Here is a 15622-nt window from a genome sequence, read left to right on the forward strand (position 1 = left end):
TCTCGCGTTAATTTTTCACCGCATTCTCTGATAAAGCGGCGGGAACAATCAACCGATTGGGTAAGGTAAAGATAAAGCGGGTGCCAATCCCCGGTTCGCTGAGGATCTCCAGCCGCGCATCGTGATGGCTGAGCGCGTGTTTGACGATCGCCAACCCCAACCCGCTGCCGCCGGTTTGGCGCGAACGGGCCTTGTCGACGCGGTAAAAACGCTCGGTCAGCCGCGGCAGGTGTTCGGCGGCGATGCCCGGCCCGTTGTCGCTGACCTGGAACTGCGCGCCGTGCGCCGTCTGCTGCCAGCTCACTTCAATGTGGGTGCCCTTCGGCGTGTGATTGACCGCGTTGTACACCAGGTTAGACACCGCGCTGCGCAACTGGTCTTCATTACCGAACACGTTGAGCTGCTCGTTCACCCGGAAGGTGATCTCGTGATTGCCGCCGCTCAGCGACTGCGCCTCGCGCTGCAACACCCGCAGCATCAGCGGGATATCCACCCGCTCGTTCATGTCGACATTGGGCGCCGCCTCGATGCGCGACAGCGTCAGCAGCTGCTTGACCAGCCCGTCCATGCGGCGGGTCTGCTCTTGCATGGTGCTCAGTGCCTTGCTGCGCAGCGAGCCGTCCTGCTCTTCGTCGCCCATCATCTCCAGGTAGCCCTGCAGCACCGTCAGCGGCGTGCGCAGCTCATGGCTGACGTTGGCGAAGAAGTTGCGCCGCGCCCCTTCCAGCTGGCGCATCTGGGTAACGTCGCGCGCCACCATCAGCAGCTGCCCTTCGGAATACGGCATCACGCGGAATTCGACGTAGTGTTCGTTGTTCAGCTGCAGCGTCAGCGGGCGCGAGAACTCCTGCTGTTGCAAGTAGTGGCTGAATTCCGGATAGCGCAGCAGGTTGAGGATGTGCTGGCCGTTGTCTTCCGGCCAGCGGAAGCCGAGCAGATGCTGCGCCAGCCCATTACACCAGAAGATGTTGCCTTCGACGGTGGTCATCACCACCGCATCCGGCAGCGATTCGGCCCCGCTGCGAAAGCGCTTGATCAGCAGCGCCAGCTCGCGCCGGCGGCGGCGGTTGCGCTGCTGCATCTGATACAGGCCATAAAACAGCGGCTCCCAGCTCCAGCGGCCAGGCGGCGGTGTCATGCTGCGGTCGATCCACAGCCAATGGGAGAGTTTGAGCTGGTTGTAGAAATTCCACACCAGCGCAGCCAGCGCGGAGGCCAGCAGGAACCAGGGCAGATGACCGAAAATCAGCCCCAGCAGTAAAGCGGGCAAACAAAAAAGAGCCAGCTCCAGAGCCAGCCTCTTCCACGACAGACGTTCTAACACGGCATATTCTCCAGCGCAGCGCGATCAGTAGCGCGTTGAGAACCGGTAGCCGGTGCCCCGAACGGTTTGAACCATTTTATCATGCCCACTGGTTTCTAACGCCTTGCGGAGCCGACGGATATGCACGTCAACGGTACGGTCTTCCACATAAACGTTAGTGCCCCAGACGTGATTAAGCAACTGCTCGCGGCTATAAACGCGCTCCGGGTGGGTCATAAAGAAGTGCAGCAGCTTGAACTCGGTCGGCCCCATGTCCAACGCCTGATCGTTAGCCATCACGCGGTGGGAGGATGGATCCAGGCTCAGCCCTTGCATTTCAATCACTTCTTCCACCGCCATCGGTGAAATGCGGCGCATGACCGCCTTGATGCGCGCCACCAGCTCCTTCGGCGAGAACGGCTTGGTGATGTAATCATCCGCCCCCACTTCCAGGCCGCGCACGCGGTCTTCCTCTTCGCCGCGCGCGGTCAGCATCATGACCGGGATATCGCGGGTCAGCGCTTCGCGCTTCATATGTTTGATGAACTGAATGCCGGAACCGCCGGGCAACATCCAGTCGAGCAACACCAAATCAGGGAACGGCTCAGACAGGCGCGTCACGGCGCTGTCATAATCCTCGGCTTCCAACGGTTGGTAACCATTCTGTTCCAACACAAAGCACACCATCTCACGGATCGGCGCTTCGTCTTCCACCACCAGTATGCGTCTTGCCATCGTCAATCCTGCCAATGTGTTAGCGACTTTGCGGGCGCCATTATGCGTCAGTTTTGTGACACTTTTATGAAAAAAAGCGGCTGTTATAGGCAGTAAGCATAGCGATTATTTCCCGGCGCAAAGAAAAATCATTCCATGGTCATCGCCATTGCGCCGGGACAGCCGCCGCCGCGGCCTTTATAATCATCGCCATTATCTTTGCATCCGGGAGTGTCATGCGCCTGATCCACACCTCTGACTGGCATCTTGGCCAGTACTTTTTCACCAAAAGCCGCGCCGCCGAGCACCAGGCTTTTCTGAACTGGCTGATCGAGCAGATCGAGCAGCAGCAGGTGGATGCGCTGATCGTCGCCGGGGATCTGTTCGATACCGGCTCGCCACCCAGCTACGCCCGCGAGCTGTACAACCGCTTCGTGGTGGACCTGCAGCGCACCGGCTGCCAGTTGGTCGTGTTGGGCGGCAACCACGATTCGGTCGCGACGCTGAACGAATCGCGGGAACTGCTCTCTTGCCTGAACACCACGGTGATCGCGAGCGCGCAGGGTGCCATCGAGCAGCAGATCGTGGTGCTTAACCGGCGCGACGGTCAGCCGGGTGCCGTGCTGTGCGCCATTCCGTTTCTGCGGCCGCGCGATCTGCTCACCAGCCGCGCCGGCGAATCCGGCGTACAGAAACAGCAGGCGCTGCAGGAAGCCATCGCCGAACATTACCAGGCGCTGTATCAGGCGGCCTGCGAGCGCCGCGATCGGCTGGGCCTGCCGCTGCCGATCGTCGCCACCGGCCACCTGACCACCGTCGGCGTCACTACCTCCGACTCGGTGCGCGATATCTATATCGGCACCCTGGACGCCTTCCCGGCGCAGGCCTTCCCCCCTGCCGACTATATCGCGCTGGGCCACATTCACCGCGCGCAGAACGTCGCCAAGTCGGAACATATTCGCTATAGCGGCTCGCCGATCCCGCTCAGCTTCGATGAACTGGGCAAAGCCAAAAGCGTCTTCCTGGTCGATTTCGCCGACGGCGCCCTCCAGCGGGTAGACGCGTTAACGATCCCGCAGTTCCAGCCCATGCAGCTGATCAAAGGCGATCTGGCCGAGATCGAACGGCAACTGCAGCAATTTGCCGACTATGCCGGCGAGCTGCCGGTGTGGCTGGATATCGAAGTGGCGACGCAGGACTACCTCAGCGATATCCAACGCCGCATCCAACTGATGGCGGATGAGCTGCCAGTGGAAGTGGTACTGCTGCGGCGCAGCAAAGAGCAACGCCGCCAGGCGATCGCGCAGCAGGACAAAGAAACGCTCAACGAGCTGAGCGTCAACGAGGTGTTCGAACGGCGCCTGGCTCAGGAGGCCGACATGCCCGAAGCGCGCCAACGGCGGATGCACCAACTGTTCCGCCAGGTGGTCGATGCGGTGCAGCACAATCCTGAGGAGACCAACTCATGAAGATCCTCAGCCTGCGGTTAAAAAACCTCAACTCGCTGCAGGGCGAATGGAAAATTGACTTCACCGCCGAGCCGTTCGCCAGCAACGGTCTGTTCGCCATTACCGGCCCGACCGGCGCGGGCAAAACCACCCTGCTGGACGCCATTTGCCTGGCGCTGTACCACCAGACGCCACGCCTCAACGTCACGCCGAGCCAGAATGAGCTGATGACCCGCCACACCGCCGAATCGCTGGCGGAGGTTGAATTCGAGGTCAAGGGCATCGGCTATCGCGCCTTCTGGAGCCAGCGCCGCGCCAAAAATGCGCCGGACGGCAATCTGCAGGCGCCGAAGGTCGAACTGGCGCGCCGCGAGGACGGCAAGATCCTGGCGGATAAGGTACGCGACAAGCTGGAGATCACCGCCGCCATCACCGGGCTGGACTTCGGCCGCTTCACCAAATCGATGATGCTGTCTCAAGGGCAGTTTGCCGCGTTCCTCAACGCCGACGCCAACGATCGCGCCGAGCTGCTGGAAGAGCTGACCGGCACCGAAATCTACGGGCGGTTGTCCGAACAGGTGTTCGAGTCGCACAAGCAGGCCAAAACCGACCTGGATGCGTTGCACCAGCGCGCCAGCGGCATCGAGTTGCTGAATGATGAACAGCGCCACTCCCTGACTGAACAGCTGACGGCGCTGAGCACGCAGGAAAGTGCTCTCGGCGAGCAAACTCAGCAACAGCAACAGGCGCTGAGCTGGCTGCAGCAATGGCAACGCCTCCGGCAACAGCAAAACGAGGGTCAACGGCGGCTGGAAACCGCCCAGCGCGAGCAGGCCGAGGCCGCCCCGCAGTTGCAGCGGCTGGCGCTCAGCGAACCGGCCGAGAAATTGCGGCCGCTGCGCGGCGAACGCGATCGCTGCCGCACCGAGCTACAAACGATACAACAGCAGGCTGCCCAGCTGACGCAGCAACAGGAACAGCACTCGGCGCAGCTGGCACCGCTGCAGCAGGCGGTGGAAAAAGCCCGCCTGGCGCAGCAAACCCATGCCGAGCATATGCGGCAGCAGCAACAGCTGATCGATGAGCAAGTCGCTCCGCTTGACCACCAAATAGCCCAACTGCAGTCGACACAGGCCGAACGGCGACAGGCCGTCGATGCCGCCGCGCAGCAGTGCGCCCAGCAGCAAACTACGCTGGAGCAGCTCACCGCTCAGCGCAGCCAGCTGACGACGCAGGCCGCACAGCATCAGCAGCAGTTGAATGCGCTGAGTGAAGCGCTGGCCGCTCAACAGCAACAGCAGCAGGCGTTGGATGCGCAAACGCCGCTGGCCCCACTGCGCCAGCGCCTGAGCACCCTGGCAGACCTGCGCCCGACGCGCCAGCAGTTATTTACGCTCGCTTCCCTTTACCGTCAGACCCGCGAGCGTCTGGCCCGGCAACAGGCGGAGCACGCCGAGCGGCAAACGCAGCTCGCCGGGCCGCAACACCAGCTGGAGAACGCGCGTCAGCAATTCAAACAGCACAAGGCGCAGCTGCAGGAAGTGGAGCGGATCCACGAGCTGGAAAAACGCATCGTCAGTCTGGAAGCGGAGCGCGCCCTGTTGCAGAGCGGCGCCCCCTGCCCGCTGTGCGGCTCCACCAGCCACCCGGCGGTGGAGCAATATCAGGCAGTGCAGCCTTCGGCGACGGAACAACGCTTGGTTGAGATGCGCACCCTCGCCGAGAAACTGCAAACCCAGGGCACCGAGCTGCGCACCCGCTGTGAAGGCCTGCAAGAGCAGCAGCAACGCCAACAGCAGGCTATCGCGCAGGATGAACAGCAGCTGGCTGCCCAACAGCAGCAGTGGCAGCAGCTCAGCGCACCGCTGGCGTTCGACTTTACGCTGGCGGAGAGCGAGCGACTCAGCGCCTGGCTGAGCGGCTGCGACGACGAAGAGCGGTGCGGGCAACACGCGCTGCAGCAGCATGAACAGGCGGCGCAGGCGGTACAGCAGGCAAAAGACGCGCTCGCCGCTCTGCAAACGCAGCAGCAGCAGGCGCAGCAACAGCTGGCGCTGCTCGAAGAGCGCTTTACGCTGCTGCAGAAAACCCATGCCGACAGCCTGCAACAGCAGCAAGACCTGCAACAACGCTGGCAGGAAGGCGAGAAAACCCTCGCCGAGCGGCGTGCGCAGCGGTTGGCGCTGTTCGGCGAACAGCGGGTCGCCGAGGTGCGGGAACAGCTGCGCGCCAAACAAACCGCCTGTGAACAGGCTTGCTTGCAGGCCGCCGAGCAGTGGCAAAAGGCGCAGGAGCTGCGCGAACGCCTGGCCGGCCAACAGGCCGGGTTACAACAACAGCACACCCAAATGCAGGAACGGCTGCAGCAGGCGCAGCAGCAATGGCAGCAGGCGCTGGCCGACAGCGAATTCGCCGATGAAACCGCCTTCGCCGCCGCGCTGCTGGACGACGCTCTGCGCCGCGAATTGCAGCAGCGCAAAGAGCAACTGCAACAGCGGCAGGTAGAGGCTGCGGCCCTGCTGACTCAGGCGACGCAAACGCTGGAGCAGCATCGGCTGAACCGCCCTGAAGGGGTGGATGAAGCCAACGCGGATCTCGACGCGCTCACCCAATCGCTGGCCGCGCTGGCACAGCAGTTGAAGGCGCTGCAGCTGAGCCAGGGCGAACTGCGCAACCAGCTGGAAAGCGACGCCGCCCGCCGTCTCAATCAACAGGCGCTGTTCGAGCAAATCGCCCGCAGCCAGCAAGACTACGACGACTGGAGCTACCTCAACCAGCTGATCGGCTCGAAAGAAGGCGACAAGTTCCGCCGTTTCGCTCAGGGGCTGACGCTCGATCACCTGGTCTACCTGGCCAACCTTCAGCTCGGCCGGCTGCACGGGCGCTACCTGCTGCAGCGCAAAACCAGCGCAGCGCTGGAGCTGCAGGTGGTGGACACCTGGCAGGCCGATGCGCTGCGCGATACCCGCACCCTGTCCGGCGGCGAGAGCTTCCTGGTCAGCCTGGCGCTGGCGCTGGCGTTGTCCGATCTGGTCAGCCACAAAACCAGCATCGACTCGCTGTTCCTCGACGAAGGCTTCGGCACGCTGGACGCCGAAACCCTCGATACCGCGCTGGACGCGCTGGACAGCCTGAATGCTTCCGGTAAAACCATTGGCGTGATCAGCCACGTCGAGGCGATGAAAGAGCGTATTCCGGTGCAAATCAAGGTGAAAAAGGTCAACGGGCTTGGCGTCAGCCGGCTGGAGGCGCACTTCAGGCTGGAATGATCCCGCCGCGCGCGGCGCAGAAGTGTGACCGTGGCGGCACTCCGCGGTGAAAAGCGTTGAGCCGCGGCGAGCACGGGTTATTATGCAGGCATAACAGGATTGTTACTGTATCCCCTCCGCCGCTCAGGCCGCAGGGCAGAAACATAAAATACAGGCAAAACCTGACGCCCGGGATCGCTTCCGGGCGTCAGGTTTTTTCGTTTTCAGGATGCTGAAACACCGGGAAAGACCATGAAAATCGCTAAAATACTCAATAATAACGTGGTGATTACGCTGGACGACCGTCACGAAGAGACGGTGGTAATGGGAAAAGGAATCGGCTTTAAAAAGAAGCCCGGCGACACGCTGGATGAAAGCCTGATCGAAAAGGTGTTCACTCATAACGGCGGTGAAATCGCCGAACGCTATAAAGAGCTGCTCGCCGAGATCCCGTTGGCCTGCGTCACCACCGCCGACAGGATTATTACCCTTGCCCGCGAACGGCTGCCGGGCAAGTTGCATAACATCGTCTACATCACGCTGACCGATCACATCCACTTCGCCCTGCAGCGCCATGCGCAAGGGCTGGATATCAAAAATGCGTTGCTGTGGGAGATTAAAAAGCTCTATCCGGCCGAGTTCGCCGTCGGGCTGGAGGCGCTGGCCCTGATCGCCCAACGGCTGGATACCGCACTGCCGGAAGACGAAGCCGGATTTATCGCCCTACACCTGGTCAACGCCCAGCTTAACGACGAGATGCACAACACGCTGCACATCACCCGCGTGATGCAAGAGATCCTCAACCTGGTCAAATACCACTTCCGCTTTGATTACAATGAGGAAGCCCTGAGCTACCACCGTTTTGTCACCCATTTGAAATTCTTCGCCCAGCGCCTGCTGGGGAAAAACTACGTCGACAGCGACGACGACTCGCTGTATCAGGTGGTGAAAGAGAAATACCGTGAGTCATTCGCCTGCGCCGGCAAGATCAACCGCCACATCGAAAAGCACTATCAGCATCAGCTCACCACGGAAGAGATGATGTTCCTGACTATTCATATCGAACGGGTGCGCAGCGAAAGCGAGGAAAAACCGGCTTAACGGCGGGCGTCCGCCACCCGCACGCCGTACTGCGGAAACACCGCGTCGGCGGAGATCAGCGTCAGCCCTTCGGCCTGCGCCTGTGCGATCAGCATGCGATCGAAAGGATCCTGATGATAGGGCGGCAACTGCCCGGCCTGTTGGCAGTGAAAGGCGTCCATCGGCAGCGCCAGAAAATCTTCGGCCTCGATGATCGCAAAGATATCTTCCGGCAGCGCCAGCTTGCCCAGCGCCTGCTTGATCGAGATCTCCCAAATGCTGGCCGCGCTGACGTATACCGCGTTGCCGGGATCGGCGATCTGCCTTTTGGCGTTCGCGCCCAGGCAGGCGTCATCAATCAGCCACCACAGCAACGCGTGGGTATCCAGCAGCAAGCGCTTCATTCATCGCCCTCAAACAGCGCCGCAATGGCCGCGTCCCCCGCGTTGAAATCCGCCGGCACGGTGAACTTGCCCTTGGCGGCGCCAGGGCGGCGCGCTTCCCCCTTGATGGCAACCAGCTGTACGTACGGCTTCCCTGCTTTTGCAATAATCACGGTTTCTCCCTCCGCGGCTCTGTCCGCCAACTGGCTCAGATTGGATTTGGCTTCGTGCATATTGGCCTGAATCGGCATACGCGTCCTCCTTAGCTAAGTTAGCTAAAGCATAAGGCGCCGTCCAGTTTTTGTACAGGAAAGGGTTTAAAGCGCGAGCAGCCTCGCGCTTTGTTGCAACGTTTAGCGTTGCTGTTGCGGCCACAGCCAGGCCGCACCGCGTACGCCGCTGGAGTCGCCGTGAACCGCCTTGCGGATCGGCGTTTCACACTCGCCGCCGAACACCCAATCTTTCACCCGCTGCGGCACCGTGCGGTACAGGCGATCCACGTTGCTCATGCCGCCGCCGAGCACCACCACGTCCGGATCCAGAATGTTGATCACGTGCGCCAACGCTTTCGCCAGCCGCATTTCGTAGCGAACGATCGCCTGCTCCGCCAGCGCATCGCCCCGCTCGCTCAGCGCCATGATCTCGTGCCCTTGCAGCGCGTTGCCGCTCAGGCGCGCATAGTCGGTGGCGAAACCGGTGCCGGAAATAAAGGTTTCGATGCAGCCCGGCTTACCGCAGTAGCACGGCACGTCGCGGGCGTAGCGCAGCTCATCGTCATCCTGCCACGGCAGCGGGTTGTGGCCCCACTCGCCGGCGATGCCATTGCCGCCGGAATGCGCCAGGCCGTTCAGCGCCACGCCGGCGCCGCAGCCGGTGCCGATAATGACCGCAAACACGGTTTGCGCGCCGGCACCGGCGCCGTCGGTGGCTTCCGACACCGCCAGGCAGTTGGCGTCGTTGGCGATACGCACCTCGCGCGCCAACAGCGCCGACAGATCCTTATCCAACGGTTGGCCGTTAAGCCATACCGAGTTGGCGTTCTTCACCCGCCCGGTAAACGGCGACAGCGTGCCGGGAATGCCGATCCCGACCGATCCCCATTCGCCGGTATGATCTTCCGCCAGCTTCACCAGCCCGGCGATCGCCGCCAGGGTTTGCCCATAGTCATGGCGCGGCGTGGCGATGCGATGGCGAAACAGCTCTCGCCCGTCGTCCGCCAACGCAATCACTTCAATTTTTGTCCCGCCCAAGTCGATGCCAATGCGCACGTTTTTTCTCCTCGATGCCACGCAGCGTTGCCACAGCCTAATGTAAGCGCGCGGATGAATCACCTGTTTCCCTCTCCCGGGCCAGGCCTTTTCCGCTGCGTACGGCGACGCAATTCGGAGAGAATGGGGCGATTTTTCAGCGTCAATTCGTTATCATGCCGCCCTGCTTTTGACGAATCAGCGTGCCGAACGCACGCCCAGCCAGGGATAACATTATGCTGTGGTTTAAGAATTTGATGGTTTACCGTTTGAGCCGCGAAGTGGCGTTAAACGCGGATGAAATGGAAAAACAACTCAGCGCGTTCGCCTTCACGCCGTGCGGCAGCCAGGATATGGCGAAGACCGGCTGGGTCTCCCCGATGGGCTCACACAGCGATGCGCTGACGCACGCGGTCAACGGCCAGATCGTCATCTGCGCGCGCAAAGAAGAGAAAATCCTGCCGTCGCCGGTCATCAAGCAAGAGCTGCAGGCCAAGATTGAGCGCCTGGAGGCGGAACAACACCGCAAACTGAAGAAGACCGAGAAAGACGCGCTGAAGGACGAAGTGCTGCACAGCCTGCTGCCGCGCGCGTTCAGCCGCTTCAACCAGACCTTCATGTGGATCGACACCGTCAACGATCTGATCATGGTCGATGCCGCCAGCGCCAAACGCGCCGAAGATACGCTGGCGCTGCTGCGCAAGAGCCTCGGCTCGCTGCCGGTGGTGCCGCTGACCATGGAAAGCCCGATCGAACTGACGCTGACCGAATGGGTGCGTTCCGGCGAGATGCCGGCCGGCTTCGCCATTCAGGATGAAGCGGAACTGAAAGCGATTCTGGAAGAAGGCGGCGTGATCCGCTGCAAGAAACAGAATCTGATCAGCGACGAAATCGCGGTGCACATCGAAGCCGGCAAGCTGGTGACCAAGCTGGCGGTGGATTGGCAGGAGCGCATTCAGCTGATGCTGTCGGACGACGGTTCGCTCAAGCGCCTGAAGTTCGCCGACACGCTGCGCGAGCAGAACGACGATATCGATCGCGATGACTTCGCCCAGCGCTTTGACGCCGACTTTATCCTGATGACCAGCGAGCTGGCGGCGTTGATCAAAAACACCATCGAAGCGCTCGGCGGCGAAGCCCAGCGTTAATCCCGCCTCAGAAACGACCAGGGCCCAGCATCCGCTGAGCCCTGCGTTCCCCTAACGAACAAAATTTATTTGCTCAGATAGCTGCACAGATAGGCGGTCGCGTCGGCCACCTGCAGGTTGAACTCGCTGTGCCCCGGCACGAAGAACTTCTCGCCCGGCGTAAACACCTGCCAGTCCGGCGCCCCCGGCAGCAGCACTTTCAGCGCCCCGGTGATCACCGTCATTTCTTCCGGCTGCGCGGTGGAGAAGGTGTATTCGCCCTCTTCCATCACGCCCACGCTGGTAAGACCGATGCTGCTACTGTCAAAACCGATAGACTTCACTTTTCCGGCAAAATACTCATTCACTTTCAGCATAGACTGGCACCCGCGTAATCATCTTGATGGAAAATCCATATTGGGGGATTGCGGTTGATCTGTCACTGGTTTTTCGCGCGAAATGCGATCGCGGCGCAGAGGCAAAGGTTTCCGTGCGTCACGCTCAGGCCATCGCCATGAAACCACCGCGTCAAAAACCCGCGCCGCGCAAACTGAAATCAATCGGCAACGTCAATTCCACCGTGCCGTTGACGTAAGCGTCCGCCGGCGGCGTCGGCAGCGGCGAAGCGCGTTTGACCAGCGCCTGGATTTCACGATCCAGCGACGGCAGCCCGGCGCTGCTGACCAGCGTTACCGCCAGCACATGGCCCTGCCTGTCCAACGTAAAACGCACCTGCCCGACGCCCTGGCGCTTCAGCCGCAATGCGTCTTTGGGGTAACGCTTAAAGCGATTAAGGCGGCTGTTGATGCGGCTGCGCCAGCTATCCTCTCCTGTTTGCGCATAGGGCATCAGGCGGGTTTGCGGCGCGGCCGTTTTATCCGCCCGGCCCGGCGGCGGCGCGCCGGCGCTTTGCTCCTGAACCTTCGGCGGCGCGATCGTTTTCTCCTGCGGCGGCGTGCGCGACAGGTTTTTTTTCTTCACCGGCTTGGGCGGTTTTTTCTGCTTCGGCGGTACGGCGATGTTCGGCCGTACGGCTTCAGGCACCTTCACCGTCGGCAAGGGTTCCGGCGGTGCCGGCGGTTCAACCTGAGGCGGCGGCGTCCTTTGTCCCGGCGGTTGTTTTACCTCGGCCGGGGCCTGCGGTGCGGCGGCCATCAGCACCATGACCGCCGGCGGTGGCACCCACGGCGGCGCGGCCTTGTCTCGCCAGGGCCAGAGCAACGCCGCGGCCAGCAGATGCAGCGTCAGCACCAGCACCAGGCAGCGGCGCCAGGGCATGGCGGCACCGGGCGCGGCGAAAGGCAGCGACGAAACCGACATGCTCACTCTTCCGTCAGCGCCAGATGAAGGCGATCGGTCAGCGGTTTGAACAGGTAGTTCATCATCGAACGCTCGCCGGTGCGGATGAAGCCTTCGACCGGCATCCCCGGGCGGATCTCCAACCCGTTCAGGCGTTGCAGCCCCGCTTCGCTGACCTTGGCGCGCACGCTGTAATAGGGCGCGCCGCTTTTCTCGTCGGTCAGGCGATCGGCCCCGACCAGCGTCACCTCGCCCTCGACGCGCGGCGTGGTGCTTTGGTTAAACGCCGAGAACAACAGCTCGACCGGCAATCCCACCTGCACCTTGTCGATCAGCTCGACCGGGATACGCGCCTCCACCTGCAACCCCCGATCGCTGGGCACGATCTCCATCAGCTGCTGACCGGCGCCGATCACGCCGCCTTCGGTGAACACGCTCAGCCCCACCACGGTGCCCGCCACCGGCGCTTTCACCTGCGTATGGCCCAGATCGGCCTCCGCCTTGGCCAGGCGGTTATCCAGTTCGTCCAGCTTCATCCGCACCTCGGCCAGCTGGCTGCTGACCTCTTTCTGATACTCTTCCCGCCGCTGGATCGCCCGCAGCTTCAGCTCCAGGATCTGGCGCCCCAGGCGGCCGATATTGCCGGTATCCTCGGACGCCTGGCCGTCAATCTGCGCATACTGTCCTTCCAGATCCAACAGCCGATTGCGCGCCACATACCCCTGCGCCGCCAGCTTGCGCATGCCGCCCAGCTGCTCCTGCAACATGGCCTTTTGCCGCTGTTTGCTGGCGTAAGACTGCCGGATCCCCTCCAGCATCGCCTGCGATCCGGCGATGCTCTCCGCGATCGCCGCCAGCTCGCTCTGCAACGCCGCACGGCGGCTGGTGAACAGCTGCTGTTGCAACAGCATCAACGACATCACTTCCGGCTCCTCCCGCCGCGCTTGCAACAACGCGGGAAAGGCGATCGCCTGCAGGCCGTCACGCTCGGCCTGCAGCCGCGCCCGCTGCGCGGCGTTGCTCAACTGCTGGCTGCGCAGCGCATCGCGCTGGGTGCGGCTGTCGACGGTATCCATCAGCAACAGCACCTGCCCGGCGCGGACTCGGTCCCCCTCATGCACCTGAATTTGCGACACCACGCCGCCGCTCGGGTGCTGTACCGCCTTGCGGTTACCGGCCACCACCACGCTGCCGGAAACCGGCACGCCCTTATCCAACGGCGCCAACAGCCCCCACAGCAGGAAGCCGCCAAATCCCAGCAACACCAGCCAGCCGCCGAGCCGCAGATGGCGCCCTTCGTCGAACTGTCGGGAAAGGGCGTCGATATCGCCGGGGATCACACTCTGATTGCTCATACTTTTCGTTCACCGCTGGCCGTTTTGGCAAAGTTGGCGTAGTTGACGTTGAAGCCACCGCTGCTGCGGCCGACGTTGGCCGGTACGGCAGCGGGCGCAAAACCAGGCAACTTTTTCAGGATGGCGTCACTGGGGCCGAAGTGCTGCACCTGGCCAGCGGCCAGCACCAGCAATTTGTCGGTGGTCGCCAGGATCGCCGGTTTGTGAGTCACCAACACGATGGTGGTGCCGCGCGCCTTCAACGCTTCGATCGCCCGCTGCAGCGCCTCTTCCCCTTCACGATCGAGGTTGGCATTCGGTTCATCCAGCACTACCAACGCCGGAGAACCGTACAGCGCGCGCGCCAGCGCCACCCGCTGACGCTGGCCGCCGGACAGGCCGCTGCCGCCCTCACCCAGCTCAGTTTCATACCCTTTGGGCAAATGCAGTATCAATTGGTGCACGCCGGCCAGCGCGGCGGCGGTCACCACCTTCTCGGCGTCAACCTGGCCAAAGCGGGCGATGTTTTCCGTCAGGGTACCGGCGAACAGCTGGATATCCTGTGGCAAGTAGCCGATATGCGGCCCCAGCTGCTGTTTATCCCACTGCCGGATATCCGCGCCGTCCAGCCGCACGTCGCCGCTGAGCGGCGTCAGCGCGCCGACCAGTTGGCGCATCAGCAGCGTTTTGCCCGAGCCGGATGCACCAATGACGCCCAGCACCTCACCGGCCTCCAGACGAAAACTGACGCCGTGCAATACCGGTGCGCTCCCGCCGGGCGCGCTGGCGGCCAGCTGATTCACGGTCAAGGTGCCATTGGGGGCCGGCAGCGGCAGGCTCGCCGCCTGCGGCGGGTTGGCGGCCAGCATCACCTCCAGCCGCTGCAGGGACTGGCGCGCCGACGACCACTGCTTCCAGGCGCCGATCAGCTGATCGATCGGCCCCAGCACCCTGCCGATCAGGATCGATCCGGCGATCATCATGCCCGGCGTAATGTCGCCGTTGACCGCCAGCAGCGCGCCGCAGCCCAACATCAGCGACTGCAGCGCCAGCCGCACGGTTTTCGACCAGGCGGTGACGGCGGCGATTTTCTCGCTGGCGCGGTTCTGCAACAGCAGGAACTGCTGATGCTGCCGCAACCAACGCAGGCGCAAGTCGGTCAGCATCCCCATGGCGGCAATGGCTTCGGCGTTGCGCAGGTTGCCGTTGGCCTGCTGCGTGGCGCTCAGCGCGACCCGGCCAGCCTCCGCGAGTGGCGCTTGCGACACCCGCTGGTTGAGCCAGGCCAGCAGCACCAGCACGATCACCCCGGCGCTGGCCAACGCGCCAAGCCAGGGGTGGAGCAGAAACACCACCAGCAGATAAACCGGGAACCAGGGCGCATCGAAGAACGCAAACAGCGCATTGCCGGTGGCGAACTGGCGCAGGTTGGTCAGATCGTTCAGCGCCTGCCCCGCCAACGGGTTGCCGGTTTTCAGATTGGTTTCGAAGGCGGCGTCGTAGACCCGCTGATTCAGGCGCATATCCATCTGGGCGCCGAGGCGGATCACCACCTGGCTGCGGACCCACTCCAGCAGCCCCATAAACAGGTAAAGGCCGACCACCATCAGGGTCAGCATCGCCAGCGTCATGCGGTTGCCCGACGGCAACACGCGATCGTAGACCTGCAGCATGTACAACGCCGGGGCCAGCATCAGCAGATTGATCACCGCGGTAAACAGCGCGATGCCCCAAAATCCGCGCCGGTATGCGACCAGCACGCTCATCACTTCTCCGCGCCTGACGGCGTTTTTCATGGCGTTTTCCATCGGCTAAAAACGAGAAAACGCCCGCCGGGGCGCGCGGCGCCGGCGGGCAAACGGCCGCGATCAGGCCGCCAGCAGTTCCGGGCTGTCGGCGTGCTGCACGCCCACCGCCGTCGCCGCCGCCACCTGATCGAAGGTGGAATTGACGCTCAGGCCGTAGTCGTCGAGGATGCCGTTCAGCGCGGTTTCCAGCGCGCCGGTATCGCCGGACATCAGGCCGTACACTACCTGGTGCACCACGCCATCGTGGCCCTGCGCCTGCAGGCTGCTGAGGTTCAGGCCGCCGAAGCTGACGTCAGGCACCTGGATGTTGTACGGCGTGGAGCCGCCGCCGTTCAGGCCGTCGCCGAACGACAGCGAATCCAGCTGGCCGTACAGGGTGTGCGCCGGGGCATTGAACAAGGTGTAGGTCAGGTTGCCGCCCGCCACGAACGAGGTAACGTTGTTGGCGGTGCTGGTCACGGCGTATTGGCTGCCGGACAGGCTGCCGCCATAGAAGCCGCCGCTGTTGGAGTCGGTGACGTTACCGTTGGTGTGGTTGATATCGCCAAATGACGACGCCCACTCGTTCAGATAGTTATGGATGCTGTAGCTGCCGAAGCTGCTGTCATAGTTGACTGAAAATGCCATTTCT

14 protein-coding genes are annotated in these 15622 nt (G+C 62.6%); 4 read left to right on the forward strand and 10 right to left on the reverse strand.

Going from position 1 to position 15622, the window contains the following annotated elements:
- Window positions 1-7 precede the first annotated feature (7 nt).
- Together phoR and phoB are read right to left on the reverse strand one after the other, a co-directional pair.
- On the reverse strand, window positions 8-1324 hold the full coding sequence (phoR, locus tag FUU19_RS10035) for a phosphate regulon sensor histidine kinase PhoR (RefSeq protein ID WP_230490063.1): 1317 nt from the start codon (window positions 1322-1324) through the stop codon (window positions 8-10).
- Between the two features lie 24 nt (window positions 1325-1348).
- On the reverse strand, window positions 1349-2038 hold the full coding sequence (phoB, locus tag FUU19_RS10040; protein WP_004940438.1) for a phosphate response regulator transcription factor PhoB: 690 nt from the start codon (window positions 2036-2038) through the stop codon (window positions 1349-1351).
- Window positions 2039-2253: 215 nt separating this feature from the next.
- Here phoB and sbcD point away from each other — a divergent pair, with 215 nt between their 5' ends.
- The 3 genes from sbcD (at window position 2254) to licT (ending at window position 7814) form a co-directional block, all read left to right on the forward strand.
- Window positions 2254-3486: an exonuclease subunit SbcD gene (sbcD, locus tag FUU19_RS10045; RefSeq protein WP_230490062.1), complete on the forward strand. Its 1233-nt coding sequence runs from the start codon at window positions 2254-2256 to the stop codon at window positions 3484-3486.
- Window positions 3483-6734 (forward strand): exonuclease subunit SbcC, encoded by a 3252-nt coding sequence (gene sbcC / locus FUU19_RS10050; RefSeq protein WP_230507118.1) that lies wholly within the window; start codon window positions 3483-3485, stop codon window positions 6732-6734. Before sbcD ends, sbcC begins: the two co-directional genes overlap by 4 nt.
- A 231-nt stretch (window positions 6735-6965) precedes the next feature.
- On the forward strand, window positions 6966-7814 hold the full coding sequence (gene licT, locus FUU19_RS10055) for a BglG family transcription antiterminator LicT (protein ID WP_141970709.1): 849 nt from the start codon (window positions 6966-6968) through the stop codon (window positions 7812-7814).
- Here the strand turns inward: licT and FUU19_RS10060 are convergent.
- From FUU19_RS10060 to mak, 3 genes are all read right to left on the reverse strand, one after another.
- Window positions 7811-8197 (reverse strand): type II toxin-antitoxin system VapC family toxin, encoded by a 387-nt coding sequence (locus FUU19_RS10060; RefSeq protein WP_033637281.1) that lies wholly within the window; start codon window positions 8195-8197, stop codon window positions 7811-7813. The genes licT and FUU19_RS10060 overlap by 4 nt on opposite strands.
- Window positions 8194-8427 carry a type II toxin-antitoxin system Phd/YefM family antitoxin gene (locus FUU19_RS10065; RefSeq protein ID WP_016928893.1) on the reverse strand — a complete coding sequence of 78 codons (234 nt, stop codon included), beginning with the start codon at window positions 8425-8427 and terminating at the stop codon, window positions 8194-8196. Before FUU19_RS10065 ends, FUU19_RS10060 begins: the two co-directional genes overlap by 4 nt.
- A gap of 102 nt (window positions 8428-8529) precedes the next feature.
- On the reverse strand, window positions 8530-9444 hold the full coding sequence (gene mak, locus FUU19_RS10070; protein ID WP_141970711.1) for a fructokinase: 915 nt from the start codon (window positions 9442-9444) through the stop codon (window positions 8530-8532).
- A gap of 215 nt (window positions 9445-9659) precedes the next feature.
- Between mak and rdgC the strand changes: the two genes are divergently transcribed.
- Window positions 9660-10571 carry a recombination-associated protein RdgC gene (rdgC, locus tag FUU19_RS10075; protein WP_004940461.1) on the forward strand — a complete coding sequence of 304 codons (912 nt, stop codon included), beginning with the start codon at window positions 9660-9662 and terminating at the stop codon, window positions 10569-10571.
- 65 nt (window positions 10572-10636) lie between these two features.
- On the opposite strand, the gene ppnP is transcribed toward rdgC, so the two are convergent.
- The 5 genes from ppnP to FUU19_RS10100 form a co-directional block, all read right to left on the reverse strand.
- Window positions 10637-10927, reverse strand: a complete 291-nt coding sequence (gene ppnP, locus FUU19_RS10080; RefSeq protein WP_230490060.1) for a pyrimidine/purine nucleoside phosphorylase — start codon at window positions 10925-10927, stop codon at window positions 10637-10639.
- Between the two features lie 151 nt (window positions 10928-11078).
- Entirely contained in the window at window positions 11079-11870 is a 792-nt protein-coding gene (locus FUU19_RS10085; RefSeq protein ID WP_230490059.1) for an energy transducer TonB, read from the reverse strand.
- A gap of 2 nt (window positions 11871-11872) precedes the next feature.
- Entirely contained in the window at window positions 11873-13204 is a 1332-nt protein-coding gene (locus FUU19_RS10090) for an HlyD family type I secretion periplasmic adaptor subunit (protein WP_060432541.1), read from the reverse strand.
- The gene (locus tag FUU19_RS10095; protein WP_304622308.1) at window positions 13201-14979 is read right to left on the reverse strand and encodes a type I secretion system permease/ATPase; all 1779 of its coding nucleotides are present in this window, start codon (window positions 14977-14979) and stop codon (window positions 13201-13203) included. Before FUU19_RS10095 ends, FUU19_RS10090 begins: the two co-directional genes overlap by 4 nt.
- A 72-nt stretch (window positions 14980-15051) precedes the next feature.
- Window positions 15052-15618 (reverse strand): heme acquisition protein HasA, encoded by a 567-nt coding sequence (locus FUU19_RS10100; protein ID WP_033642038.1) that lies wholly within the window; start codon window positions 15616-15618, stop codon window positions 15052-15054.
- Window positions 15619-15622: the final 4 nt, after the last annotated feature.

Source organism: Serratia montpellierensis, from assembly GCF_020858655.1.
Lineage (GTDB): Bacteria > Pseudomonadota > Gammaproteobacteria > Enterobacterales > Enterobacteriaceae > Serratia > Serratia montpellierensis.